The organism is Enterobacter sp. BWH64, from assembly GCF_001037645.1.
Taxonomy (GTDB): Bacteria; Pseudomonadota; Gammaproteobacteria; order Enterobacterales; family Enterobacteriaceae; genus Enterobacter; species Enterobacter hormaechei_C.
Window position 1 is genome coordinate 1557629 of sequence record NZ_KQ089922.1, and the last position, 26867, is coordinate 1584495.

The window sequence follows — 26867 nt, forward strand, 5'->3', positions numbered from 1 at the left end:
TTACATCAGTCTTCTTACCAGACGTAAGTCAGCAGGTGTTGTGAATCTGGCACCATGAAGTCTACGGACATCATCACGGACAGTGAGGTGATGGCGACAATCGAGAACACAAACAGCTTGCGTGCCCAGACCTTGTCATCTTCCACTTTATAACCGCGCAGGGCCATGCCGAGCCACCATACGCTCACCGCAGCTGCTACCACCAGATATTTATATCCGGCGTAACCGCCCAGAGAGAGCATCAGCGTTGCCACGGCAAAAGCGATGATGTAGAGCGTGATGTGGTTCTTGGCAACCGAAATGCCTTTCACGACCGGCAGAACCGGAATGTTCGCCGCCTGATAATCCTTAAAGCGGAAAATCGCGATGGCGTAGGAGTGCGGCATCTGCCACAGGCTAAAGATAGCCAGCAGGATGAGCGCACCGCTGTCGAACTCGTTCGTGACGGCGCAGTAGCCAATCACCGGCGGCGCCGCGCCGGAGAGAGAACCAATCAGCGTGCCGTAGACGGAGTGACGTTTCATATACAGGCTGTAGACGCCCACATACACCACGAACCCCATCACCCCCAGCCAGCAGGCCAGCGGGTTAGCACCAAACCACAGCAGCATAAAGCCAGCAATACCCAGCAAGGTGGCGTACACCAGCGAGACGGAAGGAGCAATCAGGCCTTTAACCAGCACCCGATTTTTGGTCCTTTCCATCTTCTTGTCGATATCCATGTCGATGTAGTTGTTAAATACACAACCGGACGCAACCACCAGTGACACACCGACCAGCGTGTAAATAAAGAGGGTGTAATCAATGCTGCCTTTAGAGGCCAGCAGGAACCCTCCGATTACGGAGATCAGGTTGCCAAAGATGATGCCTGGTTTCGTGACTTGCAGGTATTGCTTAAACATACTCGCCGCTCTTAGTGAACCATCATGTTGTAGTTAAGGTTCCACATAATCCAGATGGAACCGACTACCAGGATAGCGATGATAATCACGGTAAAGATAAAGGCCGTCATGTTCCAGCCTTCATCGGACTTGGTGTTCATGTGCAGGAAGCAAACCAGATGCACCAGAATCTGAATCACCGCGGTCACCAGGATTGCGCCCAGGATAACCGGCTTAGATGCAGAACCGTTCATCACCATCCAGAACGGGATCACCGTCAGAATGATCGACAGGATGAAACCTGTCATGTAGGTTTTTACGCTGCCGTGGGAAGCGCCATGATCGTTAGAATGACTCATTACATCGCCCCCATCAGATAGACAACAGAGAACACACAGATCCATACCACGTCCAGGAAGTGCCAGAACAGGCTCAGGCACATAATACGGGTACGGTTAGTACTGGTCAGGCCGCGACGGGAGATCTGGAACATCAGCACCGCCATCCAGATCAGACCCGAGGTCACGTGCAGACCGTGGGTGCCTACCAGCGCGAAGAACGCTGACAGGAAGCCGCTACGATCCGGGCCGAAACCTTCCATGATCAGGTGATGGAATTCATAGATTTCCATCCCGATAAAGCCAGCACCAAACAGCCAAGTCAACGCCAGCCAGGAGACAACCTGGCTCTTGTTGTTTTTGTACATGGCGATAGCCGCCATGCCGTAGGTGATGGAGCTGAATAACAGCAGTGCGGTTTCAACCAGAACGAACGGCAGTTCAAAGATGTCCTTACCGGTCGGGCCGCCCGCTGTGCCGTTCACCAGAACGGCATAGGTTGCGAACAGACAGCAGAACAGGATGCAGTCGCTCATCAGGTAGATCCAGAAACCGAAGACTTTCGTCGGTCCTGTATCATGGTGCGCATGTTCATGCGCGTGGGCAGTTGAGTGCGCCAGAGTATCAGTTGCCATTTTTCAGCCCCGCTTTAGAAATCTCGTCAAAATGCTGGTTTTCCAGCTTTTCAACTTCACGGACTGGTACGTAGTAGTCCACGTCCTCGTCAAAGCTCTTCACAATCCAGCTGATTACGATGCCAGCGAAGCCAACAATCGCCATCCACCAGATGTGCCAGATCATTGCGAAACCAAATACCGTTGCGAAAGCGGCAATAACCATGCCCGCGGCGCTGTTTTTCGGCATATGGATCTCTTCGTAATGCTCAGGTTGCTTGTACGCTTCACCTTTTTCTTTCATTTCCCAGAATGCATCACGCTCGTGAATGTGCGGCACTACGGCAAAGTTATAGAACGGAGGCGGAGAAGAGGTCGCCCACTCCAGCGTACGGCCACCCCACGGGTCACCGGTCAGGTCGCGGTTCAGGTTACGGTCACGGATAGACACGTAGTACTGAATCAGCTGGCACAGAATACCGCAGGCAATCAGCGCTGCGCCGCCCGCTGCAACCATCAGCATTGGGTGGAACTGCGGATCGATCTGCTGGCTCAGACGACGGGTCATCCCCATGAAGCCCAGCACGTACAGCGGCATAAACGCCACGAAGAAGCCGATGATCCAGAACCAGAACGCGCGTTTACCCCATTTTTCGTTCAGGGTGAAACCGAACGCTTTTGGCCACCAGTAGGTCACACCAGCGAAGCAGCCGAAGACCACGCCACCGATGATAACGTTATGGAAGTGCGCAATCAGGAACAGACTGTTGTGCAGAACGAAGTCAGCACCTGGTACCGCCAGCAGTACGCCGGTCATCCCACCTACGGAGAAGGTCACGATGAAGCCGATGGTCCACAGCATAGCTGAGTGGAACACGATACGACCCTGGTACATGGTGAACAGCCAGTTGAAGATCTTAACCCCGGTCGGGATCGCGATAATCATGGTGGTAATACCGAAGAAGGCGTTTACGTTGGCACCCGCACCCATGGTGAAGAAGTGGTGCAGCCAGACGATGAACGACAGGACGGTAATACATACGGTTGCCCACACCAGAGAGGTGTAACCAAACAGGCGTTTACGCGAGAAGGTTGCCGCGATTTCGGAGAACACACCGAACACCGGCAGAACCAGGATGTACACTTCCGGGTGACCCCAGGCCCAAATCAGGTTGATGTACATCATCATGTTGCCACCCATATCATTCGTGAAGAAATGGGTACCCAGATAGCGATCCAGGGTCAGCAGCGCGATGGTGACGGTCAGAATTGGGAACGACGCGATAATCAGGACGTTGGCGCACAGAGATGCCCAGGTAAATACTGGCATCTTGAACATCGTCATACCTGGTGCACGCATCTTCAGGATGGTCACGAAGAAGTTAATACCGGTCAGGGTGGTACCGACACCGGAGAGCTGAAGCGCCCAAATCCAGTAGTCAACGCCCACGCCCGGACTGTACTCAATTCCCGACAGCGGCGGGTAGGCCAGCCAGCCGGTCTGAGCAAATTCGCCCACACCCAGTGACAGGTTAACCAGGATAACGCCGACAACCGTGAACCAGAAGCTCAGGTTGTTCAGGAACGGGAACGCAACGTCGCGCGCGCCGATTTGCAGCGGAACGACCACGTTCATCAGACCGATTACCAGCGGCATCGCCACGAAGAAGATCATGATAACGCCGTGGGCGGTAAAGATCTGATCGTAGTGGTGCGGTGGCAGGAAGCCGGCTTCGCCCGCAGACGCAAGCGCCTGCTGGCTACGCATCATGATTGCATCCGCAAAGCCACGAATTAACATGACGATACCGACGATGCAGTACATGATACCGAGTTTTTTGTGGTCAACCGAAGTCAGCCACTCATTCCACAGGTAGCTCCACTTACCGAAGTAAGTGATCAGGCCAACTAAGGCCGCGCCACCAATGATAATTGCAGCCACCGTAACCATAATAATCGGTTCATGGTAGGGCACTGCATCCAGTGTCAATTTTCCGAACATTTTCTTCCTCGGCCCCTTAGTGAGCGGTTTCCGCGTGGCTCATGTCCATGCCTTCCATACCCTGGTGCGTGTTGTGCTCGCCTTCAGGCTGGGTCATGTCCATGCTCATGCCGTGATCCATAAATTTGCCAATAACGTCTTTGAACAGATTCGGTTTCACGTTAGAGAAGTACTCCACCTTGTTGTATTCGCTAGGTGCAGCCACTTTTTCGAACGCCGCCATGTCAGACATGGTGTTTGGAGACTGCTTCGCTTTTGCAACCCACTGGTCGAAAGTCGCGCGGTCTGGCGTAGCGATAGCTTTGAACTTCATACCCGAGAAGCCCGGGCCACTATAGCTGGCGGAGATACCGTCGTAGGTGCCTGCTTCATTCGCGATCAGGTGCAGGTTAGTCTGCATACCGGCCATCGCGTAAATCTGGCTGCCCAGACGTGGGATGAAGAAGGAGTTCATTACGGAGTTGGAGGTCACTTTGAACTGAACCGGAGTGTTCGCCGGGAAGGCGATTTCATTCACGGTAGCAATGCCCTGTTCTGGATAGATGAAGAACCATTTCCAGTCCATGGAGACCACTTCAATGGTAATAGGTTTTTCATCGTGAACCAGCGGTTTGCTCGGCTCAAGTGCGTGAGTGGTTTTCCAGGTCAGTACAGCAAGGAACAGGATGATCAGAATAGGTACCGTCCAGACCACAGCTTCCACTTTATTGGAGTGTGACCAGTTAGGGCTATACTTCGCATCTTTATTGCTCGCACGATACTTCCAGGCGAAACCAACAGCCATCAAGATGGCAGGAATAACCACAATCAACATCAGGCCAAAAGCCGTCAGTATCAATGAACGTTGTTCCAGTCCAATCTGTCCTTTGGGGTCTAGTAGTGCAGAATCGCAGCCACTGAGTAATACAGTGCCTGCGAATAATGACAACCATCCCAAACTTTTATTGTATTTCCTGAGTCTCATTTAACGACCTCAATTCCACGGGAGTCTGGTGGCGTTTAAAGTGTGGGGGCATTTTACGGGAAGGTTACATTACTGTAAACATCATTAGCCCTGTGTCAGGAAGGTGTTACCGGGTTCTGCCGCACATGTCACAAGTGTTGCAAATTATGTCGCGTTTTCCGGGGGAAGCCGCACGGAGCGGGCGTTATAACGAAAGGGTGCCCCAGCATACCGCAAAAGGGATAATTGGTATAACCATTGTGAAAAACACACAAATAATTAACAATTAATTATCAATAAAAAGACAACTAAAAAACGAAAATTCAATCTTTCGAATGCTGAATCGTTTAACGGAAAATAGCGTATCGAAATAAGCTCCAATAATTTCCGAATGCTATCCCGCACAAAACAACAAATATTTTTTTTGCCGATGGCGGTTATTTCGCCGTTATAATTTCGTGTCGTTATTACAACGGGAAATAACCTTTCGCTTTTTACTTCATGTCATCTGCGTTTTCCGCAATGACATGAAATCCAGCATCCCACCGGTCAGGATACCCACAATGGCGAGTAACACCCCTGCATCAAGCAGCTGGGTTTCAAACGGAAGCGACAAGGTGGTCGTCGCATTCAAGATGAGTACCGCGAGCCACACTACCAGCGCAAGACAACCAGCCATCAGCAGACGCAGGGCAAACCGATAGGCAGCCTGATATTCCGTGCGCGGCATGAAGTGTTCCGTCCGCTGGGTATATTCCAGCGTCTGGCGACAGACCAGCAGCAATAAAATCCCCGGCACCGCCGCCACCACCGAGAAGAGATAAAACGTCGGCCAGCCGTGAGCTTCAACAAACCAGCCCGCGACGGGGCCAACGTATACGCGCCCGACGGCAGAAAGGGCAGATAGTAGCGCAAATTGGGTGGCGGAAAATGACTTATTGCACAGCGTCATCAGCAGGGCGACAAATGCCGCAGTACCCATACCGCCACACAGGTTTTCAAAGAATACCGCCGTCGCCATGCTGATCATATGCTTGTCGGTGATCGACAGCAGCCAGTAACCGGCATTCGATGCGCCCTGAAGGATGCCGAAGATCAGCAGAGCGCGGAACAGCGTCAGGCGCTGCATCAATACACCGCCGTACAGCGCGCCGACGATCGTGGCAAACAGCCCCAGGGTTTTGTTCACCACGCCGACTTCGCCCGCATCAAACCCGACGCCGCGGATCAGGAAGGTGGTGGTCAGACTCATGGCGAAAGCGTCGCCAAGCTTATAAAGGACAATCAGCAGCAGGATCAGCCAGGCATTATTGCGACCAAAGAAATCGCGGAGCGGTGCGGCGACGGCCTGCTCCAGCGAGCGGGGGACCGGAATCACATCGCTCGGTTCAGGCGCGAATAGCGTGGCAATAATGCAGGGGATCAGCAGAGCGGCCATCAGCCAGTACATTCCCTGCCAGCCGAGATAGCGGTCGGCAAGCCAGAGGGCCAGCCCGCCGGAAACCAGCATACCCAGGCGGTAGCCAAGCACGCTGATTGCCGCACCGGCGCCACGCTCTTCTGCTGGCAGGACGTCCGTCTTCCAGGCGTCAAAAACAATGTCCTGCGAAGCGGAGCAGAAGGCGATGACCACCGCAAGCGCGGCCATCCAGCGCAGCTGTGTTGACGGCTCAAGGAAACCCATTGCGGCAATGGCCAGCAACAGCAGCACCTGCGTCATCACTAACCAGCCGCGACGGCGCCCGAGGAACGGTGGGGTATAGCGATCCATCACCGGCGACCACAGGAACTTAAAGACGTAAGCCTGGCCGACGAGCGAGAAGAAACCAATGGTTTTAAGATCGATGTTCTCAACCGTCATCCACGCCTGTAACGTGCCGGAGGTGAGCGCAAGGGGTAAACCGGAGGCGAAACCAAGGATCAGCAGAATAGCTGATTTCGGTTGCTGGAAAATACGTAAGTAGTGACTGGACATGTTCTTATGAACTGACCCGGTGAAGCACCGGGTCAGTCAGCAGGATTAACGGGCGTTCTGCTTGATGAAGTCGTGAATGCTGGTGTCCTGTGCCATGTCGGCAATGGTGTCAGTCAGCACACTGTTAACCGCGTCAGCGATATTTTTGTTGGAGGCCTGGAATGCGCCTTCAACGGAATAGCTTGCACGGTAGTTTTTGTTCATTTTATTGCCGTTCTTCGCGGTAGCAATGAGGGCGATATCGGCTTTGGTCGCAATGTTGTAGCGAACGTTACCCTGGGAGACATCAGCGTACAGGTTGTTCACGATGATTTGCAGATCAACCGCGCCGCTTGGGCCAATCATGTAGCCACGGGAGGTCATCTGTTTTTCCAGCACTTCCTGCAACAGGAAGCGCAGGTCGCGGGAGGCGGTCAGCGTGACCTGCTGGTTGTCGCGAGTCACTTTCGCCAGCGCCTGGTCCTGACGCTGATCGGCGCCATTAATGCTGACTGTGACGCCCATCAGGCTTGGATCCTGCTGAGGCAGGGTAATTTTTGGTGAAACGTCAATGGTCGTCGGCGGAGTCGCGCAGCCGGCGAGCATAAAGAGTGCTACCAACGGAAAGAAGAGTTTTTTTAACATTTTCGGGTTCTCAACGAATCGTAAGCAAAGAGAGAAAAATTGCCGCCATCATAACATCGCTAACGGCCAGGGGAAGTGGTCAACGCATGTAAATTCATCGCCTTGTCCGAAAACTGACCACCTTTCCGCTTTTCTCTGCCTGTAAGTGACAAAACGTATGAACCTCATAGTGAACTTCATTCGTTTGGATGAGAAAATCAGACGAAAGCTAAATATTTGTTGTCAAGGTGTAATGGAACCGGTAAAAGCGGCTAATATTTAAAGGGATGGGTGACACCTTAGCGTTGTCGGAGGAGTGATTTCATGATGATACGTGAACAGATAGAAGAAAAATTAAGGGCAGCGTTCAACCCTGTGTTTCTCGAAGTTGTCGACGAAAGCTATCGTCATAACGTGCCGGCAGGTTCTGAAAGCCACTTTAAAGTGGTTCTGGTCAGCGATCGCTTCACGGGAGAACGTTTCCTGAACCGACACCGCTTGATCTACAGCACCTTGACGGAAGAACTCTCCACAACCGTACATGCGCTGGCGCTGCATACCTACACCATTAAGGAATGGGAAGGGCTACAGGATACGGTATTCGCATCACCGCCTTGTCGGGGTGCAGGCACCATCGCCTGATAAATCGGATTTGCAACCGCCGGAGTTTTTCCAGTATGTTGCTTACAGATTTCGTCAAAACGGCCTTCAGGCCGTTTTGTTTTGTCTGAGTTTTGAGCGGATGGCGCGTTTTTAAGGCTAAAAATAGCCTTAAAGTGTGAAAAAAGCCGCAGCAACATGCTCCAACCGTTCTCGACTCACCTAAGTGATGCCGCTATAATGCCGCGTCTTATTGAATGTCTTCGGGATGATTCTGGCGACAGGGAATGTGAATCTGCACATAAGAGAGCATCCCGGTATAACAGACAGATTCAGAGTTGACCGAGCACTGTGATTTTTTTGAGGTAACAAGATGCAAGTTTCAGTTGAAACCACTCAAGGCCTTGGCCGCCGTGTAACGATTACTATCGCTGCTGACAGCATCGAAACTGCTGTGAAAAGCGAGCTGGTCAACGTAGCAAAAAAAGTACGTATTGACGGCTTCCGCAAGGGCAAAGTACCAATGAATGTTGTTGCTCAGCGTTATGGCGCTTCCGTGCGTCAAGATGTGCTGGGTGAACTGATGAGCCGCAACTTTATCGACGCGATCATCAAAGAAAAAATCAATCCAGCCGGCGCGCCGAACTACGTTCCAGGTGAATACAAGCAGGGCGAAGACTTCACCTACTCCGTAGAGTTCGAAGTGTACCCGGAAGTTGAGCTGAAAGGTCTGGAATCTATCGAAGTTGAAAAACCGATCGTTTCCGTGACTGACGAAGACGTTGACGGCATGCTGGATACCCTGCGCAAGCAGCAGGCGAACTGGAAAGAGAAAGAAGGCGCTGTTGACGCGGAAGACCGCGTAACCATCGACTTCACCGGTTCTGTAGACGGCGAAGAGTTCGAAGGCGGTAAAGCGTCTGACTTCGTACTGGCGATGGGCCAGGGTCGTATGATCCCAGGCTTCGAAGACGGTATCAAAGGCCACAAAGCGGGCGAAGAGTTCACCATTGACGTGACCTTCCCTGAAGAATACCACGCTGAAAACCTGAAAGGTAAAGCAGCGAAGTTCGTTATCAACCTGAAGAAAGTGGAAGAGCGCGAACTGCCAGAACTGACTGAAGAATTCATCAAGCGTTTCGGCGTGGAAGATGGTTCTGTTGCGGGCCTGCGTACCGAAGTGCGTAAAAACATGGAGCGCGAGCTGAACGGCGCTGTACGTAACCGCGTGAAGTCTCAGGCGATTGAAGGTCTGGTGAAAGCGAACGACATCGACGTTCCTGCTGCCCTGATCGACAGCGAAATCGACGTTCTGCGCCGTCAGGCTGCACAGCGCTTCGGTGGCAACCAGCAGCAAGCGATGGAACTGCCACGCGAGCTGTTCGAAGAGCAAGCGAAACGTCGCGTTGTTGTCGGCCTGCTGCTGGGCGAAGTGATTCGTACCCACGAACTGAAAGCAGACGAAGAGCGTGTGAAAGGCCTGATCGAAGAGATGGCTTCTGCATACGAAGATCCATCAGAAGTGATCGAGTTCTACGGTAAGAACAAAGAGCTGATGGACAACATGCGCAACGTCGCGCTGGAAGAGCAGGCTGTTGAAGCGGTACTGGCGAAAGCGAAAGTGACCGAAAAAGAGACCTCTTTCACCGAACTGATGAACCAGCAGGCGTAATTTCGCCCCGACGGTTTAAAGTTTGAACAAAAAACCCGTTGCCCTCCGGCGACGGGTTTTTTTTATCACAGCTTTAGTCCTGGAAGGGTGCTAAAACGCCCTTTCAGTGTTAGCGTTACAACAAAACGTTGTTATGCTTGAAATAGGGCATGACGACCCCCATTAGTATGTAATCACGATGATTGAGACTGGCTGATAATCCGTCCATAAGGTTACAATCAGTACAGCAGGTGTTTTCAATTTTGAACCAGGAGACGGAAATGTCATACAGTGGCGAACGAGATAACTTTGTACCCCATATGGCGCTGGTGCCAATGGTTATTGAACAGACCTCACGCGGTGAGCGTTCTTTCGATATCTATTCCCGTCTGCTCAAGGAACGCGTTATCTTTCTGACCGGCCAGGTGGAAGACCATATGGCTAACCTGATCGTGGCGCAGATGCTGTTCCTGGAAGCGGAAAACCCGGAAAAAGACATTTACCTGTACATCAACTCGCCAGGCGGTGTGATTACGGCGGGCATGTCAATTTATGACACCATGCAATTCATCAAGCCGGATGTCAGTACCATCTGTATGGGGCAGGCGGCGTCCATGGGGGCTTTCCTGTTAACCGCAGGGGCGAAAGGTAAGCGTTTCTGCCTGCCTAACTCCCGCGTGATGATTCACCAGCCGCTGGGTGGTTACCAGGGCCAGGCGACGGATATTGAAATCCACGCCCGAGAAATTCTGAAAGTAAAAGCGCGCATGAATGAACTTATGGCGCAGCATACGGGTCAACCTCTCGAGCAGATCGAGCGCGATACCGAGCGCGATCGCTTCCTCTCTGCACCAGAGGCAGTTGAGTACGGCTTAGTCGACTCCATTTTGACCCATCGTAATTGATGCCCGCGACGCGAGTGTGCCGCTATACTAAGGTAGGGCGGAACGTTGCCTGTAAGCAGCTTGCGTCTGAGAATGGCATTTGCGTCGTCATGTGCGGCACATAGAACTTAAAAAGAGGTTTGGACTCATGACAGATAAACGCAAAGATGGTTCGGGCAAACTGCTGTACTGCTCTTTTTGCGGCAAAAGCCAGCATGAAGTGCGTAAACTGATTGCCGGGCCGTCCGTGTATATCTGCGACGAATGCGTCGATTTATGTAACGACATCATTCGCGAAGAGATTAAAGAAGTCGCGCCGCACCGTGAGCGCAGCGCGTTACCAACGCCACACGAGATTCGCCACCACCTGGACGACTATGTCATTGGTCAGGAGCAGGCGAAAAAAGTGCTGGCGGTGGCGGTATACAACCACTACAAACGTCTGCGTAACGGCGATACCAGCAATGGCGTAGAGCTGGGCAAAAGTAACATTCTGCTGATCGGGCCTACGGGTTCTGGTAAAACCCTGCTGGCGGAAACGCTGGCGCGCCTGCTGGATGTTCCGTTCACCATGGCGGATGCCACCACCCTGACCGAAGCCGGTTATGTGGGTGAAGACGTTGAAAATATTATCCAGAAGCTGCTCCAGAAGTGCGATTACGACGTACAGAAAGCCCAGCGCGGGATCGTCTATATCGATGAGATCGACAAAATCTCCCGTAAATCAGACAACCCGTCGATCACCCGTGACGTCTCGGGCGAGGGCGTGCAGCAGGCGCTGCTGAAGCTGATTGAAGGTACGGTTGCGGCTGTTCCACCGCAGGGTGGACGTAAACATCCGCAGCAGGAATTCTTGCAGGTTGATACCTCCAAGATCCTGTTTATCTGTGGTGGTGCGTTTGCAGGCCTGGATAAAGTGATCTCTCACCGTGTGGAAACCGGCTCTGGCATTGGTTTTGGCGCAACGGTGAAAGCCACGTCTGAAAAACCAAACGAAGGCCAGCTGCTGGCGCAGGTTGAACCGGAAGATCTGATCAAATTCGGTTTGATTCCGGAATTTATCGGCCGTCTGCCGGTTGTGGCGACCCTGAACGAACTGAGCGAAGACGCGCTGATTCAGATCCTGAAAGAGCCGAAAAACGCGCTGACCAAGCAGTATCAGGCGCTGTTTAATCTGGAAGGCGTTGAGCTGGAATTCCGTGACGAAGCACTGGACGCGATTGCCAAGAAAGCGATGGCGCGTAAAACCGGTGCCCGTGGCCTGCGTTCTATCGTAGAAGCAGCATTGCTCGACACGATGTACGATCTTCCTTCTATGGAAGACGTTGAAAAAGTCGTGATCGACGAGTCCGTCATTGGTGGCCAGTCCAAGCCGTTACTGATTTACGGTAAACCGGAAGCGCAGCAGGCATCTGGCGAATAATTCACCATTTCATACAATCAGTTAATCAAAAAGGGGGGATTTTATCTCCCCTTTACTTTTTCCGTATTCATGGCGTTGAATGTATGGGAAACATCCCCATATACTGGATTACATGTTAATGGTTGTGTGAAGCACAGTTACATGACCAGTTTACCTGGCGGACACTAAACTAAGAGAGAGCTCTATGAATCCTGAGCGTTCTGAACGCATTGAAATCCCCGTATTGCCGTTGCGCGATGTGGTGGTTTATCCGCACATGGTCATACCCTTATTTGTAGGGCGGGAAAAATCTATCCGTTGCCTCGAAGCCGCCATGGATCATGATAAAAAAATCATGTTGGTCGCGCAGAAGGAAGCATCAACGGATGAGCCGGGTGTAAACGATCTTTTCACCGTCGGGACCGTGGCCTCTATTTTGCAGATGCTGAAGCTGCCAGACGGCACCGTGAAGGTGCTGGTGGAAGGCTTACAGCGTGCGCGTATTACCACTCTGTCAGACGATGGCGAGCACTTCTCTGCGAAGGCAGAGTACCTTGATTCACCGGAACTTGATGAGCGCGAACAGGAAGTGCTGGTACGCACCGCGATCAGCCAGTTCGAAGGCTACATCAAGCTGAATAAGAAAATCCCACCTGAAGTGCTGACGTCGCTGAACAGCATCGACGATCCTGCACGTCTGGCGGATACCATCGCTGCGCACATGCCGCTGAAGCTGGCTGACAAACAGTCCGTGCTGGAAATGTCCGACGTTAACGAACGTCTGGAATACCTGATGGCGATGATGGAGTCTGAGATCGATCTGCTCCAGGTTGAGAAGCGCATTCGCAACCGCGTCAAAAAGCAGATGGAAAAATCGCAGCGTGAGTACTATCTGAACGAGCAAATGAAAGCCATTCAGAAAGAGCTCGGCGAGATGGACGATGCGCCGGATGAAAACGAAGCGCTGAAGCGTAAGATCGACGCGGCGAAGATGCCGAAAGAGGCGAAAGAGAAAGCCGAAGCTGAGTTGCAGAAGCTGAAAATGATGTCTCCGATGTCGGCAGAGGCGACCGTCGTGCGCGGCTATATTGAGTGGATGGTGCAGGTTCCGTGGAATGCCCGCAGCAAGGTCAAAAAAGACCTGCGTCAGGCGCAGGAAATCCTCGATACCGACCACTACGGCCTGGAACGCGTGAAAGACCGCATTCTTGAGTACCTCGCGGTACAGAGCCGTGTGAACAAAATCAAAGGCCCAATTCTGTGCCTGGTAGGGCCTCCAGGCGTGGGTAAAACCTCTCTGGGCCAGTCCATCGCCAAAGCGACAGGACGTAAGTATATCCGTATGGCGCTGGGCGGCGTACGCGATGAAGCGGAAATCCGCGGCCATCGTCGCACCTATATCGGTTCCATGCCGGGCAAGCTGATCCAGAAGATGGCGAAAGTGGGGGTTAAAAACCCGCTGTTCCTGCTCGATGAGATCGACAAAATGTCTTCGGACATGCGTGGCGATCCGGCGTCGGCGCTGCTGGAAGTGCTTGATCCAGAACAGAACGTGGCGTTCAGCGATCACTACCTGGAAGTGGACTACGACCTGAGCGATGTGATGTTCGTGGCGACCTCCAACTCCATGAACATTCCGGCCCCGCTGCTGGACCGTATGGAAGTGATCCGTCTCTCCGGTTATACCGAAGATGAGAAGCTGAACATTGCTAAGCAGCACCTGCTGCCGAAACAGATTGAGCGTAACGCGCTGAAAGCCAACGAGCTGACCGTCGAGGACAGCGCGATTATTGGCATCATTCGCTATTACACCCGTGAAGCGGGCGTTCGTAGCCTCGAGCGTGAGATCTCTAAGCTGTGCCGTAAGGCGGTGAAACAGCTGCTGCTGGATAAGAGCCTGAAGCACATTGTGATTAACGGCGACAATCTGCATGCGTACCTTGGCGTTCAGCGCTTCGACTACGGTCGTGCGGACAACGAAAACCGCGTTGGTCAGGTGACCGGTCTGGCATGGACGGAAGTGGGCGGCGATCTGCTGACCATCGAAACCGCCTGTGTCCCGGGCAAAGGCAAGCTGACCTACACCGGTTCACTGGGTGAAGTGATGCAGGAGTCCATCCAGGCGGCGCTGACCGTGGTGCGCGCGCGCGCGGAAAAACTGGGTATCAACCCGGATTTCTACGAAAAACGCGACATTCACGTTCACGTTCCGGAAGGGGCGACGCCGAAAGATGGCCCAAGCGCGGGTATTGCCATGTGTACGGCGCTGGTTTCCTGCCTGACAGGGAACCCGGTTCGTGCTGATGTGGCCATGACCGGTGAAATTACGCTGCGTGGTCAGGTACTGCCTATCGGCGGGTTAAAAGAAAAACTGCTGGCGGCACACCGCGGTGGGATCAAAACCGTATTGATCCCTTACGAAAATAAACGCGATCTGGAAGAGATTCCGGACAACGTTATTGCCGATTTGCAGATCCATCCGGTGAAACGCATTGAGGAAGTTCTGACTCTCGCACTGCAAAATGAACCGTCCGGAATGCAGGTTGTAACCGCAAAATAGTGACCTCGCGCAAAGAGCGCCAATAAAAACAAGGCTGGTAAGTCATTTCGTACTTGCCAGCCTTTTTTTGTATAGCTAATTTAGATTGCTGATTGGGTTAGCCATCAACAACGGGTGTTGTAAGGTCATAGCAGGACTGATATAACTGCTGCGCGGTCGCGCTGTGAAGGATTCAGGTGCGATATAAATTATAAAGAGAGGAAGAGAACAGTGAATAAATCTCAACTGATTGACAAAATTGCTGCGGGTGCTGATATTTCTAAAGCTGCAGCGGGACGTGCTTTAGATGCTTTAATTGCTTCTGTTACTGAATCTCTGCAAGCTGGGGACGACGTTGCACTGGTAGGCTTCGGTACTTTTGCGGTTAAAGAGCGTGCAGCCCGTACTGGCCGCAACCCTCAGACCGGTAAAGAGATCACCATTGCTGCCGCTAAAGTGCCGGGTTTCCGTGCAGGTAAAGCGCTGAAAGACGCAGTAAACTGATTGCTTTCCCGCTCTAGGGAAGCTGAAAAGTACAAGGGCGCATCGTTTGATGTGCCTTTTTTGTTTGTCCAGACCTGATTTGTGCGAGTTTATGCGAGTTGTGGGCTGACAATTGCCCTGTTTTCTTGTCACAATACGCCTTTACGCGCGACGGTCAGGATTTTCCGTCAGCGTCAGGTAACCAGTCACCTACAGCGGAGTGTTGTTACACCATGATGGACAGCTTACGCACGGCTGCTAACAGTCTCGTGCTCAAGATTATTTTCGGTATCATTATCGTGTCGTTCATATTGACCGGTGTGAGTAGTTACCTCATCGGCGGTGGCGCGAACTACGCCGCAAAAGTGAATGGCCAGGAAATTAGCCGTGGGCAGTTCGAGAACGCTTTTGCTGGTGAACGTAACCGCATGCAGCAGCAACTGGGCGACCAATACTCTGAACTTGCAGCCAACGAAGGCTATATGAAAAACCTGCGTCAGCAGACGCTGAACCGCCTTATCGACGAAGCGCTGCTGGATCAGTACGCGAAAAGCCTCGGTCTGGGCATCAGCGATGAGCAGGTTAAAAAAGCCATCTTCTCGACGCAGGCTTTCCAGTCTAATGGGAAGTTCGACAACGCGCGTTACAACAGCATTGTTAACCAGATGGGTATGACGGCTGACCAGTACGCTCAGGCGCTGCGTAACCAGTTGACCACGCAACAGCTGATCAACGCGGTGGTGGGCACCGATTTCATGCTGAAAGGCGAAACTGAAGAGCTGGCGGCACTGGTGGCGCAGCAACGCGTGGTGCGTGAAGCGACGATTGATGTCAACGCACTGGCAGCGAAACAGCAGGTTAGCGACGCTGAAGTTAATGCTTACTACGAGCAAAACAAGAACAACTTCATCTCTCCGGAACAGTTCCGCGTAAGCTATATCAAGCTGGATGCAGCTGCGATGCAGGAAAACGCGACTGACGCCGAGATCCAGTCTTATTACGACCAGCATCAGGATCAGTTCACTCAGCCGCAGCGTAACCGTTACAGCGTGATCCAGACCAAAACGGAAGCAGAAGCGAAAGCCGTGCTGGACGAGCTGAACAAAGGCGCTGATTTCGCCACCTTAGCGAAAGCAAAATCCACCGACATTATTTCTGCCAAAAACGGCGGTGATATGGGCTGGCTGGAAGAGTCCACTACCCCGGACGAGCTGAAAAATGCAGGCCTGAAAGAGAAAGGCCAACTGTCTGGTGTAATCAAATCCTCCGTTGGTTTCCTGGTGGCGCGTCTGGACGATGTTGTGGCGGCGAAAACCAAGCCGCTGGCTGACGTTCGTGATGATATCGCTGCGAAAGTGAAGCAGGAGAAAGCGCTGGACGCCTTCTATGCTCTGCAACAGAAAGTGAGCGATGCCGCAAGCAACGACAATGAATCACTGGCGGGTGCTGAGCAGGCTGCTGGCGTTAAAGCGGTTGAGACGGGCTGGTTCAGCCACGAAAACCTGCCGGAAGAACTGAACTTCAAACCAGTTTCAGATGCCATTTTCAATGGTGGTCTGGTCGGTGAGAACGGTACGCCGGGCAGCAACTCAGACATCATTACCGTTGACGGTGACCGTGCGTTCGTACTGCGCGTCAGCGAGCACAAAGCCGAGGCAGTGAAGCCCCTGGCGGAAGTGAAAGATCAGGTGGTGGCGCTGGTCAAACACAACAAAGCGGCACAGCAGGCAAAACTGGATGCAGAGAAAATTCTGGCCGATCTGAAAGCCGGTAAGAACGATGCGCTGAAAGCGGCTGGCCTGAGCTTTGGCGAAGCAAAAACGCTGAGCCGTACCGGTCAGGATCCTGTCAGCCAGGCGGCGTTTGGCCTGAGCCTGCCGGCGAAAGACAAACCTGTCTTTGGCACCACGACCGATATGCAGGGTAACGTGGTGCTTCTGGCGCTGGATGAAGTAAAAGCCGGTACGCTGCCAGACGCGCAGAAGAAGGCCATGGTTCAGGGAATTACCCAGAACAATGCCCAGATTGCTTTCGAAGCGATGATGAGCAACCTGCGTAAAGAAGCCAAAATCAAACTGGGTGATGTGGTCACTCAGGAGCAATAATTACGTATCTGCTCGCAGATTTTAGTAACGCTCTGCAAAAACTAAAGGCCGCTTTCGCGGCCTTTTCCATTTCTGCAATCTGTTGTTTGTCCCTGTTTTCCCGTGCGGTTATCGTGGCGTGGCTGTCAACAAACAAGGAGAAAACAGCATGAAATGTGGAATCAAAGCACTGTTAATTACACTGGCTATTGCCACTTCCGGGATGAGTGCGGGCGCGCTGGCGGCGTCCCCCTCGGTTAAAGCGCAGGCTGCACAAAACCAGGCCGATGCAACGTCACAAGGTCATGTTAAAGCCAACGCGACGGCCAGCACGAAAGCCATTGAGGACGAGGGTACGCGGGTCAGTATCAATACTGCCTCTGCGGACGATCTTGCTCGCGTTATGAATGGTGTGGGTCTAAAAAAAGCGCAGGCCATCGTCAGCTATCGTGAAGAGTATGGCCCTTTCAAAACCCTTGACGATCTCAAGCAGGTGCCGGGTATGGGCAGCGCGCTGGTTGAGCGCAATCTCGCACACCTGACGCTGTAATCGCGTAATCACTTGCACTGCGGCAAAAATTTGCCAGGATAAAGAGGTCATACCAGTTATGACCTCTAAACCTATAACAACGAAAGGCTATTGCGCTATGCAGACACAAATCAAAGTCCGTGGTTATCACCTCGATGTTTACCAGCACGTCAATAACGCCCGCTACCTTGAATTTCTTGAAGAGGCGCGCTGGGACGGCCTGGAGAACAGCGAAAGCTTCCAGTGGCTGACCGCACACAACATCGCGTTTGTGGTCGTCAATATCAACATTAACTACCGCCGCCCGGCAGTGCTGGGGGATGTGCTCACCGTGACCAGTGAGGTCCAACAACTGAATGGCAAAAGTGGTGTATTGAGCCAGGTCGTTACGCTGGAGCCAGAAGGGCAGGTGGTGGCCGATGCGCTGATCACTTTTGTCTGTATAGATCTCAAAACTCAGAAAGCGTTGCCGCTGGAAGGGGAGTTGCGCGAAAAGCTGGAGCTGATGATCGCGTAAGAAATGTTCAGGAATAACTGTGCTGTCGACACTTACCGTTCGACAGCACGGTCAGGTAGCCCTTATTTCAGCCCGGTCTTTTTCTGCATCGCGGCCATCACGCCCGCTTTATCCGCAAAATAATGATTCAGACCGTTCGCGCGCAGGTTACAGGCGGCACACTGCCCGCAGCCGTCCCCTTTAATGCCGTTGTAGCAGGTCAGGGTCTCGTTGCGAATAACATCCAGCTTGCCCCAGTAGTCGGCCAGGGCCCAGGTTTCAGCCTTATCCAGCCACATCAGCGGCGTTTCGAAGCGGGTCTCTTTTGCCATTCCCAGATCGACGGCGTGATTGAGTGCTTTCACGAATTCATCCCGGCAGTCCGGGTAGCCAGAGAAGTCGGTCTCACACACGCCCGTGATCACCGCTTCGGCTTTCACCTGGTAGGCATAGATCGCCGTCAGGGTCAGGAAGAGAATGTTGCGGCCCGGTACGAAGGTGTTCGGAATGCCGCTGGCATCCGGTTCGTAATCAGGCACCGGAATGCTGTCGCGGGTGAGGCTGCTGACGGCCAGTTCATTTAACAGCGTCACGTCCAGCACTTTATGAGCGCGGGCGCCCAGTTTGAGGGCCAGTTCACGAGCGACATCGATTTCAGCGCGATGACGCTGACCATAATCAAAAGTGACGCAGTGCACTTCATCATACTGGTGAAGCGCCTGAATCAGGCAGGTTGTGGAATCTTGTCCTCCGCTGAACACGACGACGGCACGTTTCATAGATCATCTCGACAGTTACAGTAAAAGCGTCATGTTAACGCCTGGCTAAAGCGGCGACCAGCTTCTTCACGCGTTTGGGGGAGGAAGCCAGGCTTCGGTGAAGTCAAACCAGCCGCGAGTGTTAAGGCGTATGCCGTTGACGCCCGGAGGCGCGCTGATTTGATACTGGTAGTTAAAGAGTGGCGTCAGGACGGCTGTCTCCATTAACCGGCTGAAGATAGCCTGAAGTCCTGCGTGTCGGTCACGTTCGTCGGCCTGCGTCTGCACCGCATCCAGCGTGGCCTGCAAATGGGCGTATGCCGGTGCGCTCAGCAGATGCGGCCAGAGCGCATCGCAGCGGAGCCACTGCTCAAGCGTGTACGCTGGCGCTTCGCCAATCAGTCTGTCTCCCATCATGATGTCTGCATCGGCAAGCTGCTGGCACCCGTCCCACGTTTTGGCGTCGTGAAAGATGACGGTCAGTTCACAACCCTGCCGCGCAAGGTATGCTTTTAACTGGCTGGCCATGGTGTGAAGCTCAACCGGCAGGTGGTAGACGAGCATCAATGCCTCTGGCAGCGCAACGTCGGTTAAATCAGGCCATTGGGGGATCGCCCAGCCGGGAAGCAGTTCCTCGGTAGGGGTGATGAGCCCTTCGTTCAGGGGAAGCGTGTGCAGCAGCGTTGAGAGGTGAATGATATTAATCAGCCGCTTTGCCTGAAGTTCGCTCAGACGCGGACTCTGTTTCAGCGTGAGGTAGCAGAAGCCCAGACTGGTGCTGTTACTCACCAGCCGCAGGCTGGCCAGCTCGTCGGCCTCGCCAATGGCGATTTGCACCGGGTGGCGACAGCTGGTGCCCAGACTGTAGTCAAAAAGCTGGGGCGTGATCCAGTACTCGATAGCCTTAAGCAACGGATGGCCAAGGTGATACTGCTCGTGGCTTTCCAGACGCACCAGTTCAGGCTCAAAAACGCTCAGCCGGAAGGGACCGCTACCCACCACGGGGTAATCGGGATGCGCCAGACGGCTACAGTAGGTTGCCAGCCTGTGCGCCAGCCAGTAGTCAGGTTGATGGAGAATAAACGTCAGGCACTGCGGATGCGTGGTTTCGATACGTAAGACGCTGCGGAAAAGCGTGCCCAAGCCGGGCTGCGATAACAGCGCCGTCAGGCTTTGCCGGAGCTGTGCCGTCTCTATTTTATCGCCGTTATGCCAGTGCAGGGTGGAGCGAATGTAGAAATGCCAGCGCAGGCCGTCAGCGGAGACTTCCCAGTGATGCGCCAGATCGCCCGTGGGTTCACTGCTGTTACCATTAAAACGCGTCAAACCAGAGAATACCTGTCCCGCCAGATGCTGCTCCGCCCGGCCAGGGAGAAACCCCGGCTGAAGCGGCTCCAGCGAGCGATAGTAGGGAATACGCAGCGTCGGCGTATCGTTCTGCCACTGCCCGCCCATAAACGGATGCAGCAGCGATCGCAAATCTTCAGGCGCGAGCTGGGCCAGCTCCAGCGCGTTGTGCTGCTGTCCACTTTTCAGGGCCTCTTCCATCATCGTATTACGCAACGAGTCCGGGGTGACGTGAAAGCGTAATTCCCCACGCTTACCTCGTCCGGAGCGGGCGTGCCAGCTTAGCCAGCCCGCCTCCTGCGCCTGGCGCAGCAGGGTGCGAACATGTCGCTCGCTGCAAAAGCAGCGGCTGGCAAGTTCACTGATGGTAACCTGCTGCGGTGCGCCGGCGGAGGGGTGCCACAGACGCTGATACTGGTTAAGACGATTAAGCTGGCGCATGAAAAACCCGGAACAATAATTATCATCTATTCACTATTACTTCCGTATATCTCACGTAATACTGATGCACAAGTTAACCGCATCACATTTCGGGAGTAATTATGGCTCGGCTCGCTGCATTTGATATGGACGGCACGCTGTTAATGCCGGATCACCGTTTAGGGGAGAAAACCCTGAACACACTTAAGCGCCTGCGCGAGCGTGAAGTCACCCTGACGTTTGCCACTGGTCGTCATGTTCTCGAGATGCGCCATCTGCTGGGAACATTTGCCCTCGATGCGTTCCTGATCACCGGCAATGGGACGCGCATTCACTCCGTCGACGGCAATATGCTGCACCGTCAGGATCTGAATCCGGAAGTGGCGGACATTGTCCTGCACAGCACCTGGGATACGCAGGCCAGCGTGCATGTTTTTAATGATGAAGGCTGGTTTACCGGGCGTGAGATCCCGGCCTTGCTGCACGCTCACGTTTACAGCGGCTTTAAATATCAGCTTATCGATTTGCGCCGCATTCCGGCACACAAGGTGACCAAGATCTGCTTCTGTGGCGATCACGACGATCTCTGCCGCCTGCGTATTCAGCTTAACGAGGCGCTGGGCGACCGGGCGCACCTGACCTTCTCGGCGGTGGACTGCCTTGAAGTGCTGCCGGTGGGCTGTAACAAAGGATCTGCGCTGGCGGTGCTGAGCGATCATCTGGGGCTGACGATGCAGGACTGTATGGCCTTTGGTGACGCCATGAACGACCACGAGATGCTGAGCAGCGTGGGTCGTGGACTGATTATGGGGAACGCGATGCCGCAACTTATCGCCGCGCTCCCGCATTTACCGGTTATCGGACACTGTCGTAACGAAGCGGTGTCCCATTTTTTGACGCATTGGCTGGACAAAAATAACCTCCCATATTCCCCCGAATAGTGAGACCCTTCCAGCAAGCCAGGCTAAAGCCTGGCTTTTTTTTATTTCACCAGCTGTGAAATCTGCGCTTTCCACGGTTCTACATCGCCAATATTGGCCTGTACCCATTCTGCGTTGTAATAGGTGTCCAGGTAGCGCTCCCCGCTGTCGCACAGCAGCGTGACGACAGAGCCGGTACGGCCTTCTTCGCGCATCCTCGCGGCCAGCTGTAGCGCGCCCCACATATTGGTGCCGGTGGAAGCCCCGACTTTACGGCCAAGCTGTGTCTCCAGCCAGTGCGCCGTCGCGACGCTGGCGGCGTCCGGCACGCGGAGCATCTCATCCACAACGTCCGGAATGAACGAGGGTTCGACGCGCGGGCGACCAATCCCTTCGATCTTGCTCCCCACGGGGCTGCGCAGGCTGGCATCGCGGGATTGCCAGTAATCGAGGAACACCGAGTTTTGCGGGTCAACTACCATCAGCTGCGTATCATAACCCTGACAGCGGATATAACGTCCGATGGTGGCGGAGGTTCCGCCCGTGCCCGCGCTCATGACAATGTAAGAGGGAACAGGATGCGGCTCGTGGGTCATCTGGCGGAAAATGCTGTCCGCAATGTTATTATTGCCGCGCCAGTCGGTGGCGCGCTCGGCGAAGGTAAACTGGTCCATATAGTGACCATTCAGTTCGCGGGCCAGCATTTCGGAGGCCGCATAGATTTCGCAGGCGCTTTCCACAAAGTGGCAGCGTCCGCCGTAAAATTCGATCTGTTCGACTTTACGTTTCGCCGTGCAGGAGGGCATCACGGCGATAAACGGGAGGCCCAGCAGGCGGGCAAAGTAGGCTTCGGAGACGGCAGTTGATCCGGACGACGATTCAATAATCGTGGTGCCTTCTTTAATCCAGCCGTTACATAAACCGTATAAAAAGAGTGAACGCGCCAGGCGATGCTTCAGGCTGCCGGTAGGATGGGTGCTTTCATCCTTCAGGTAAAGCTGAATGCCGGGAAATCCAGGCAGAGGCAGGCGGATCAAGTGGGTGTCTGCCGAGCGCTGATAGTCGGCATTTATTTCGCTGATGGCATGTTTAACCCAGGTGCTATTCATCGTAGTTATCCGTTTGTCATTTTGTGCCCAGCATAGCGAAAAGCACAGAAAAAATTGTTGCTATCTGACCTTTAAAATAGAATGTAAGGAGAATAATTTTCTCTTCGAGGTGGCTATGTTAGATAAAATTGATCGTAAGCTGCTTTCTTTGCTGCAAAGCGACTGCACCCTCTCTTTGCAGGCGCTGGCAGATGCCGTTAATCTGACCACCACACCGTGCTGGAAGCGCCTCAAGAAGCTGGAAGATGATGGCATTCTGCTGGGACGCGTGGCGTTGCTGGATCCCGAAAAACTGGGGCTTGGACTGACCGCCTTCGTCCTGATAAAAACGCAGCATCACAGTAGCGAATGGTACTGCCGCTTCGTCACCCAGGTTTCCGACATGCCCGAAGTGCTCGGCTTCTGGCGCATGGCGGGGGAATACGACTATCTGATGCGCGTTCAGGTGGCAGACATGAAGCGCTACGATGATTTCTACAAGCGGCTGGTCAATAGCGTACCAGGCTTGTCCGATGTCACCTCCAGTTTCGCCATGGAACAGATTAAATACACCACAGCGTTACCCATTGAATAACTTCTTAAAATACCTTCAGGAAAAGACCGCGTGCGATTATTTGCCCAATTAAGCTGGTACTTTCGTCGGGAGTGGCAACGCTACCTCGGCGCGGTGGCCCTGCTTATTATCATTGCCATTCTGCAACTGATCCCGCCCAAAGTGGTGGGTTACGTCGTGGATGGCGTTACGGAACAACATTACACCGCCGCACGGGTGATGATGTGGGGCGGTACGCTGGTGCTGACGGCCGTGGTGGTTTACCTGCTGCGTTATGTCTGGCGCGTGCTGCTGTTCGGCGCGTCCTATCAGCTTGCCGTTGAGCTGCGCGAGGACTTTTACCGCCAGCTGAGCCGCCAGCACCCTGAGTTTTATCTGCGTCACCGTACCGGGGATCTCATCGCCCGCGCCACTAACGATGTAGACCGCGTGGTGTTTGCCGCCGGTGAAGGGGTGCTAACGCTGGTGGATTCCCTGGTGATGGGCTGTGCGGTACTGATTGTGATGTCTACGCAAATTAGCTGGGAGCTCACGCTGCTGGCGCTGCTGCCGATGCCGCTGATGGCGCTGGCAATTAACCGCTACGGCGAGCAGCTCCATGAACGCTTTAAGCTGGCGCAGGCGGCGTTCTCGTCGCTGAACGATCGCACTCAGGAGAGCATGACCAGCATCCGCATGATCAAAGCGTTTGGTCTGGAAGACCGCCAGTCCGCGCTGTTTGCCGCCGACGCTGCCGATACCGGCGCGAAAAACATGCGCGTGGCGCGTATTGATGCCCGTTTCGATCCGACAATTTATATTGCGATTGGCATGGCGAACCTGCTGGCAGTGGGCGGCGGCAGCTGGATGGTGGTGCAAGGCACGATGACCCTCGGGCAGTTAACCAGCTTTGCGATGTACCTTGGGCTGATGATCTGGCCGATGCTGGCGCTGGCCTGGATGTTTAATATCGTTGAACGCGGGAGCGCCGCTTACAGCCGTATCCGCGCCATGCTGGCGGAAGTGCCGGTCGTGAACGATGGCAGCGAGCCGGTGCCGGAAGGTCCGGGTATTCTCAAGGCTGATATCCGCGCCTTTATCTACCCGCAAACGGAACATCCGGTGCTTGAGAACGTCAGTTTCACGCTGCGTCCTGGTCAGATGCTGGGCATCTGTGGCCCGACGGGTTCCGGTAAAAGCACCATTCTGTCACTGATTCAGCGCCATTTTGACGTGAGCGAAGGCGATATCCGTTTCCACGACGTCCCTCTGCCACGTCTGCTGCTGGATGACTGGCGCAGCCGCCTGGCGGTCGTCAGCCAGACGCCGTTTTTGTTTTCAGACACCATTGCCAACAATATCGCGCTCGGGTGTCCGACGGCGACACAAGACCAGATCGAGCACGTGGCGCGTCTGGCCAGCGTCCACGAGGATATTCTGCGCCTGCCGCAGGGCTACGACACGGAAGTGGGGGAGCGGGGCGTTATGCTCTCCGGCGGACAAAAACAGCGTATCTCTATTGCCCGCGCGCTGCTGCTGGACGCTGAGATCCTGATACTGGATGATGCGCTGTCCGCGGTTGACGGACGTACTGAACATCAAATTTTGCATAACCTTCGCCAGTGGGGAGAGGGGCGCACGGTCATCATCAGCGCGCACCGTCTGTCGGCCCTTACCGAAGCCAGCGAAATTCTGGTGCTTCAGCACGGGCATATTGCTCAGCGTGGTCAGCATGAGCAGCTTGCCGGGCAGACCGGATGGTATCGGGATATGTACCGCTATCAACAGCTTGAAGCCGCGCTGGATGAGGAGGTCGCCGATGCGTAAGTTTGGACAGATGTGGCCGACGTTAAAACGGCTGCTGGCCTATGGCTCACCGTGGCGCAAACCGCTTTCCATCGCCGTGCTGTTGCTGTGGATCGCCGCGATTGCGGAGGTGACCGGTCCGCTGCTTATCAGCTATTTCATCGACAATATGGTGGCGAAAAACTATCTGCCGCTGGGGCTGGTGGCGGGGCTGGGCGTGGCGTATGTCGGCCTACAGCTGACGGCGGCGGGGCTGCACTATGCGCAGTCGCTGCTGTTTAACCGGGCCGCCGTGGGCGTGGTCCAGCAGCTACGCACGGATGTGATGGATGCCGCGCTGCGCCAGCCGCTGAGCGAGTTTGATACCCAGCCGGTCGGACAGGTTATTTCGCGCGTCACCAATGACACCGAGGTGATCCGCGACCTCTATGTAACCGTTGTCGCAACGGTTCTGCGCAGTGCCGCGTTAATTGGCGCGATGCTGGTGGCGATGTTCAGCCTGGACTGGCGTATGGCGCTGGTGGCGATCGCTATTTTCCCGGCGGTGCTGATTGTGATGGTAATTTACCAGCGCTACAGCACGCCGATTGTTCGTCGCGTGCGCGCTTACCTCGCAGATATCAATGATGGCTTCAACGAAGTGATCAACGGCATGAGCGTTATCCAGCAGTTTCGCCAGCAGGCGCGTTTTGGCGAGCGAATGGGAGAAGCCAGCCGCTCGCACTATATGGCGCGGATGCAGACGTTACGGCTGGATGGCTTCCTGTTACGCCCGCTGCTGAGCCTCTTCTCTGCGCTGGTGCTGTGCGGGCTGTTGATGCTGTTTGGCCTGACGACGCGCGGAACCATCGAGGTGGGGGTACTGTACGCATTTATCAGCTACCTTGGACGCCTTAACGAACCGCTGATTGAACTCACCACGCAGCAATCGATGCTGCAACAGGCAGTGGTCGCGGGCGAACGTGTATTCGAGCTGATGGACAGGCCGCGTCAGACCTATGGCGATGACGAACGCCCGCTGGAAAGTGGATCCATAGCGTTTGATCATGTCTCGTTTGCCTACCGCGACGACCAGCTTGTCTTGCAGGATATTAACCTCGAGGTACCGTCGCGCGGTTTTGTCGCCCTGGTTGGGCATACCGGTAGCGGCAAAAGCACGCTCGCCAGTTTGCTGATGGGCTACTATCCGTTGACGCAGGGGGAGATCCGTCTGGACGGACGGCCGCTTGCCGCGCTTAGCCACAACGCGTTACGTAAGGGCGTCGCGATGGTGCAGCAGGATCCGGTGGTACTGGCGGATACCTTTTATGCCAACGTGACGCTGGGACGACCTTTCACGCCTGAGCAGGTATGGGAGGTGCTGGAAACGGTACAGCTTGCGGATCTGGCGCGCGGGTTAAGCGAGGGGATCCATACCCGGCTGGGTGAGCAGGGCAATAATCTCTCGGTCGGGCAAAAGCAACTTCTTGCGCTGGCGCGCGTGCTGATTGAGACGCCGCAGGTGTTAATTCTGGATGAAGCGACCGCAAGCATTGACTCCGGTACCGAGCAGGCGATCCAGCAGGCGCTGGCTGCCGTGCGGGATCGCACTACGCTGGTGGTAATCGCCCACCGCCTCTCAACCATCGTCGATGCCGATACCATTCTGGTGCTGCACCGTGGCCAGGCCGTTGAACGGGGGACGCACAGAGCGCTGCTTGAGGCAAAAGGACGCTACTGGCAGATGTATCAGTTGCAGCTGGCAGGCGACGAACTGGCCGCCAGCGCGCGCGAGGAAGAGTCACTCAGCGCCTGATGCACCATAACAAGGCAATGCGCTAACAGACTTAACCGTTGGTGCAAAACTGAAACGCACCCTGCACTGCCATGGTGCGTTTTTTTTCGCCTCTTCCCGGCGCATCCGCGCCGCGGCGCTTTCCTCCTCACCTTTCACTTCTGGCACACCCTTTGC

At 54.3% G+C, this 26867-nt stretch carries 23 protein-coding genes; 13 read left to right on the top strand and 10 right to left on the bottom strand.

Annotated features, from left to right (window positions below):
- Window positions 1-14 precede the first annotated feature (14 nt).
- The 7 genes from cyoE to SK50_RS07405 form a co-directional block, all read right to left on the bottom strand.
- Window positions 15-902, bottom strand: coding sequence for a heme o synthase (cyoE, locus tag SK50_RS07370; RefSeq protein ID WP_017383188.1), 888 nt, complete (start codon window positions 900-902; stop codon window positions 15-17).
- 11 nt (window positions 903-913) lie between these two features.
- On the bottom strand, window positions 914-1240 hold the full coding sequence (locus SK50_RS07375; RefSeq protein ID WP_006809888.1) for a cytochrome o ubiquinol oxidase subunit IV: 327 nt from the start codon (window positions 1238-1240) through the stop codon (window positions 914-916).
- Complete coding sequence (locus SK50_RS07380; protein ID WP_003859057.1) at window positions 1240-1854, bottom strand: cytochrome o ubiquinol oxidase subunit III; 615 nt, start codon at window positions 1852-1854, stop codon at window positions 1240-1242. The genes SK50_RS07375 and SK50_RS07380 overlap by 1 nt, the downstream gene beginning before the upstream one ends.
- The gene (cyoB, locus tag SK50_RS07385) at window positions 1844-3835 is read right to left on the bottom strand and encodes a cytochrome o ubiquinol oxidase subunit I (protein WP_017383189.1); all 1992 of its coding nucleotides are present in this window, start codon (window positions 3833-3835) and stop codon (window positions 1844-1846) included. Before cyoB ends, SK50_RS07380 begins: the two co-directional genes overlap by 11 nt.
- Before the next feature lie 16 nt (window positions 3836-3851).
- The gene (cyoA, locus tag SK50_RS07390; protein ID WP_006809886.1) at window positions 3852-4799 is read right to left on the bottom strand and encodes a cytochrome o ubiquinol oxidase subunit II; all 948 of its coding nucleotides are present in this window, start codon (window positions 4797-4799) and stop codon (window positions 3852-3854) included.
- A 478-nt stretch (window positions 4800-5277) separates the two neighbouring features.
- Complete coding sequence (gene ampG, locus SK50_RS07400) at window positions 5278-6753, bottom strand: muropeptide MFS transporter AmpG (protein ID WP_017383190.1); 1476 nt, start codon at window positions 6751-6753, stop codon at window positions 5278-5280.
- A 45-nt stretch (window positions 6754-6798) separates the two neighbouring features.
- The gene (locus SK50_RS07405) at window positions 6799-7377 is read right to left on the bottom strand and encodes a lipoprotein (RefSeq protein WP_048229257.1); all 579 of its coding nucleotides are present in this window, start codon (window positions 7375-7377) and stop codon (window positions 6799-6801) included.
- A 303-nt stretch (window positions 7378-7680) separates the two neighbouring features.
- Here SK50_RS07405 and bolA point away from each other — a divergent pair, with 303 nt between their 5' ends.
- The 9 genes from bolA (at window position 7681) to SK50_RS07450 (ending at window position 18045) form a co-directional block, all read left to right on the top strand.
- Window positions 7681-7998: a transcriptional regulator BolA gene (gene bolA / locus SK50_RS07410; RefSeq protein ID WP_003859051.1), complete on the top strand. Its 318-nt coding sequence runs from the start codon at window positions 7681-7683 to the stop codon at window positions 7996-7998.
- Between the two features lie 331 nt (window positions 7999-8329).
- Window positions 8330-9628: a trigger factor gene (gene tig / locus SK50_RS07415; RefSeq protein WP_015571277.1), complete on the top strand. Its 1299-nt coding sequence runs from the start codon at window positions 8330-8332 to the stop codon at window positions 9626-9628.
- Window positions 9629-9888: 260 nt separating this feature from the next.
- Window positions 9889-10512 carry an ATP-dependent Clp endopeptidase proteolytic subunit ClpP gene (gene clpP, locus SK50_RS07420; RefSeq protein ID WP_048229259.1) on the top strand — a complete coding sequence of 208 codons (624 nt, stop codon included), beginning with the start codon at window positions 9889-9891 and terminating at the stop codon, window positions 10510-10512.
- A 127-nt stretch (window positions 10513-10639) separates the two neighbouring features.
- The gene (gene clpX / locus SK50_RS07425; protein WP_015571275.1) at window positions 10640-11914 is read left to right on the top strand and encodes an ATP-dependent protease ATP-binding subunit ClpX; all 1275 of its coding nucleotides are present in this window, start codon (window positions 10640-10642) and stop codon (window positions 11912-11914) included.
- 184 nt (window positions 11915-12098) lie between these two features.
- Entirely contained in the window at window positions 12099-14453 is a 2355-nt protein-coding gene (lon, locus tag SK50_RS07430; protein ID WP_014882775.1) for an endopeptidase La, read from the top strand.
- Window positions 14454-14663: 210 nt separating this feature from the next.
- Window positions 14664-14936: a nucleoid-associated protein HU-beta gene (gene hupB / locus SK50_RS07435; protein WP_002444653.1), complete on the top strand. Its 273-nt coding sequence runs from the start codon at window positions 14664-14666 to the stop codon at window positions 14934-14936.
- A gap of 212 nt (window positions 14937-15148) precedes the next feature.
- Complete coding sequence (gene ppiD, locus SK50_RS07440) at window positions 15149-17020, top strand: peptidylprolyl isomerase (protein WP_017383192.1); 1872 nt, start codon at window positions 15149-15151, stop codon at window positions 17018-17020.
- 148 nt (window positions 17021-17168) lie between these two features.
- Window positions 17169-17549, top strand: coding sequence for a helix-hairpin-helix domain-containing protein (locus SK50_RS07445; protein WP_017383193.1), 381 nt, complete (start codon window positions 17169-17171; stop codon window positions 17547-17549).
- Window positions 17550-17646: 97 nt separating this feature from the next.
- Entirely contained in the window at window positions 17647-18045 is a 399-nt protein-coding gene (locus SK50_RS07450) for a YbgC/FadM family acyl-CoA thioesterase (protein WP_017694410.1), read from the top strand.
- Between the two features lie 62 nt (window positions 18046-18107).
- Here the strand turns inward: SK50_RS07450 and queC are convergent, their stop codons facing one another.
- On the bottom strand, window positions 18108-18803 hold the full coding sequence (gene queC / locus SK50_RS07455) for a 7-cyano-7-deazaguanine synthase QueC (protein ID WP_045344597.1): 696 nt from the start codon (window positions 18801-18803) through the stop codon (window positions 18108-18110).
- 66 nt (window positions 18804-18869) lie between these two features.
- Window positions 18870-20570 carry an SgrR family transcriptional regulator gene (locus tag SK50_RS07460; protein WP_045344596.1) on the bottom strand — a complete coding sequence of 567 codons (1701 nt, stop codon included), beginning with the start codon at window positions 20568-20570 and terminating at the stop codon, window positions 18870-18872.
- Window positions 20571-20671: 101 nt separating this feature from the next.
- On the opposite strand from SK50_RS07460, the gene cof reads away from it, so the two are divergent.
- Window positions 20672-21490 (top strand): HMP-PP phosphatase, encoded by an 819-nt coding sequence (cof, locus tag SK50_RS07465; protein WP_017383195.1) that lies wholly within the window; start codon window positions 20672-20674, stop codon window positions 21488-21490.
- 41 nt (window positions 21491-21531) lie between these two features.
- Here the strand turns inward: cof and SK50_RS07470 are convergent, their stop codons facing one another.
- Window positions 21532-22578 (bottom strand): PLP-dependent cysteine synthase family protein, encoded by a 1047-nt coding sequence (locus SK50_RS07470; protein ID WP_017694408.1) that lies wholly within the window; start codon window positions 22576-22578, stop codon window positions 21532-21534.
- A gap of 115 nt (window positions 22579-22693) precedes the next feature.
- Here SK50_RS07470 and SK50_RS07475 point away from each other — a divergent pair, with 115 nt between their 5' ends.
- Genes SK50_RS07475 through SK50_RS07485 form a run of 3 tightly spaced genes read left to right on the top strand, consistent with a single transcriptional unit; the run spans window position 22694 to window position 26711 of the window.
- Window positions 22694-23152 (top strand): Lrp/AsnC family transcriptional regulator, encoded by a 459-nt coding sequence (locus tag SK50_RS07475; RefSeq protein WP_015571267.1) that lies wholly within the window; start codon window positions 22694-22696, stop codon window positions 23150-23152.
- 30 nt (window positions 23153-23182) lie between these two features.
- Window positions 23183-24937 (top strand): SmdA family multidrug ABC transporter permease/ATP-binding protein, encoded by a 1755-nt coding sequence (locus tag SK50_RS07480; RefSeq protein WP_017383197.1) that lies wholly within the window; start codon window positions 23183-23185, stop codon window positions 24935-24937.
- The gene (locus SK50_RS07485) at window positions 24930-26711 is read left to right on the top strand and encodes a SmdB family multidrug efflux ABC transporter permease/ATP-binding protein (RefSeq protein ID WP_015571266.1); all 1782 of its coding nucleotides are present in this window, start codon (window positions 24930-24932) and stop codon (window positions 26709-26711) included. Before SK50_RS07480 ends, SK50_RS07485 begins: the two co-directional genes overlap by 8 nt.
- Window positions 26712-26867 lie beyond the last annotated feature (156 nt).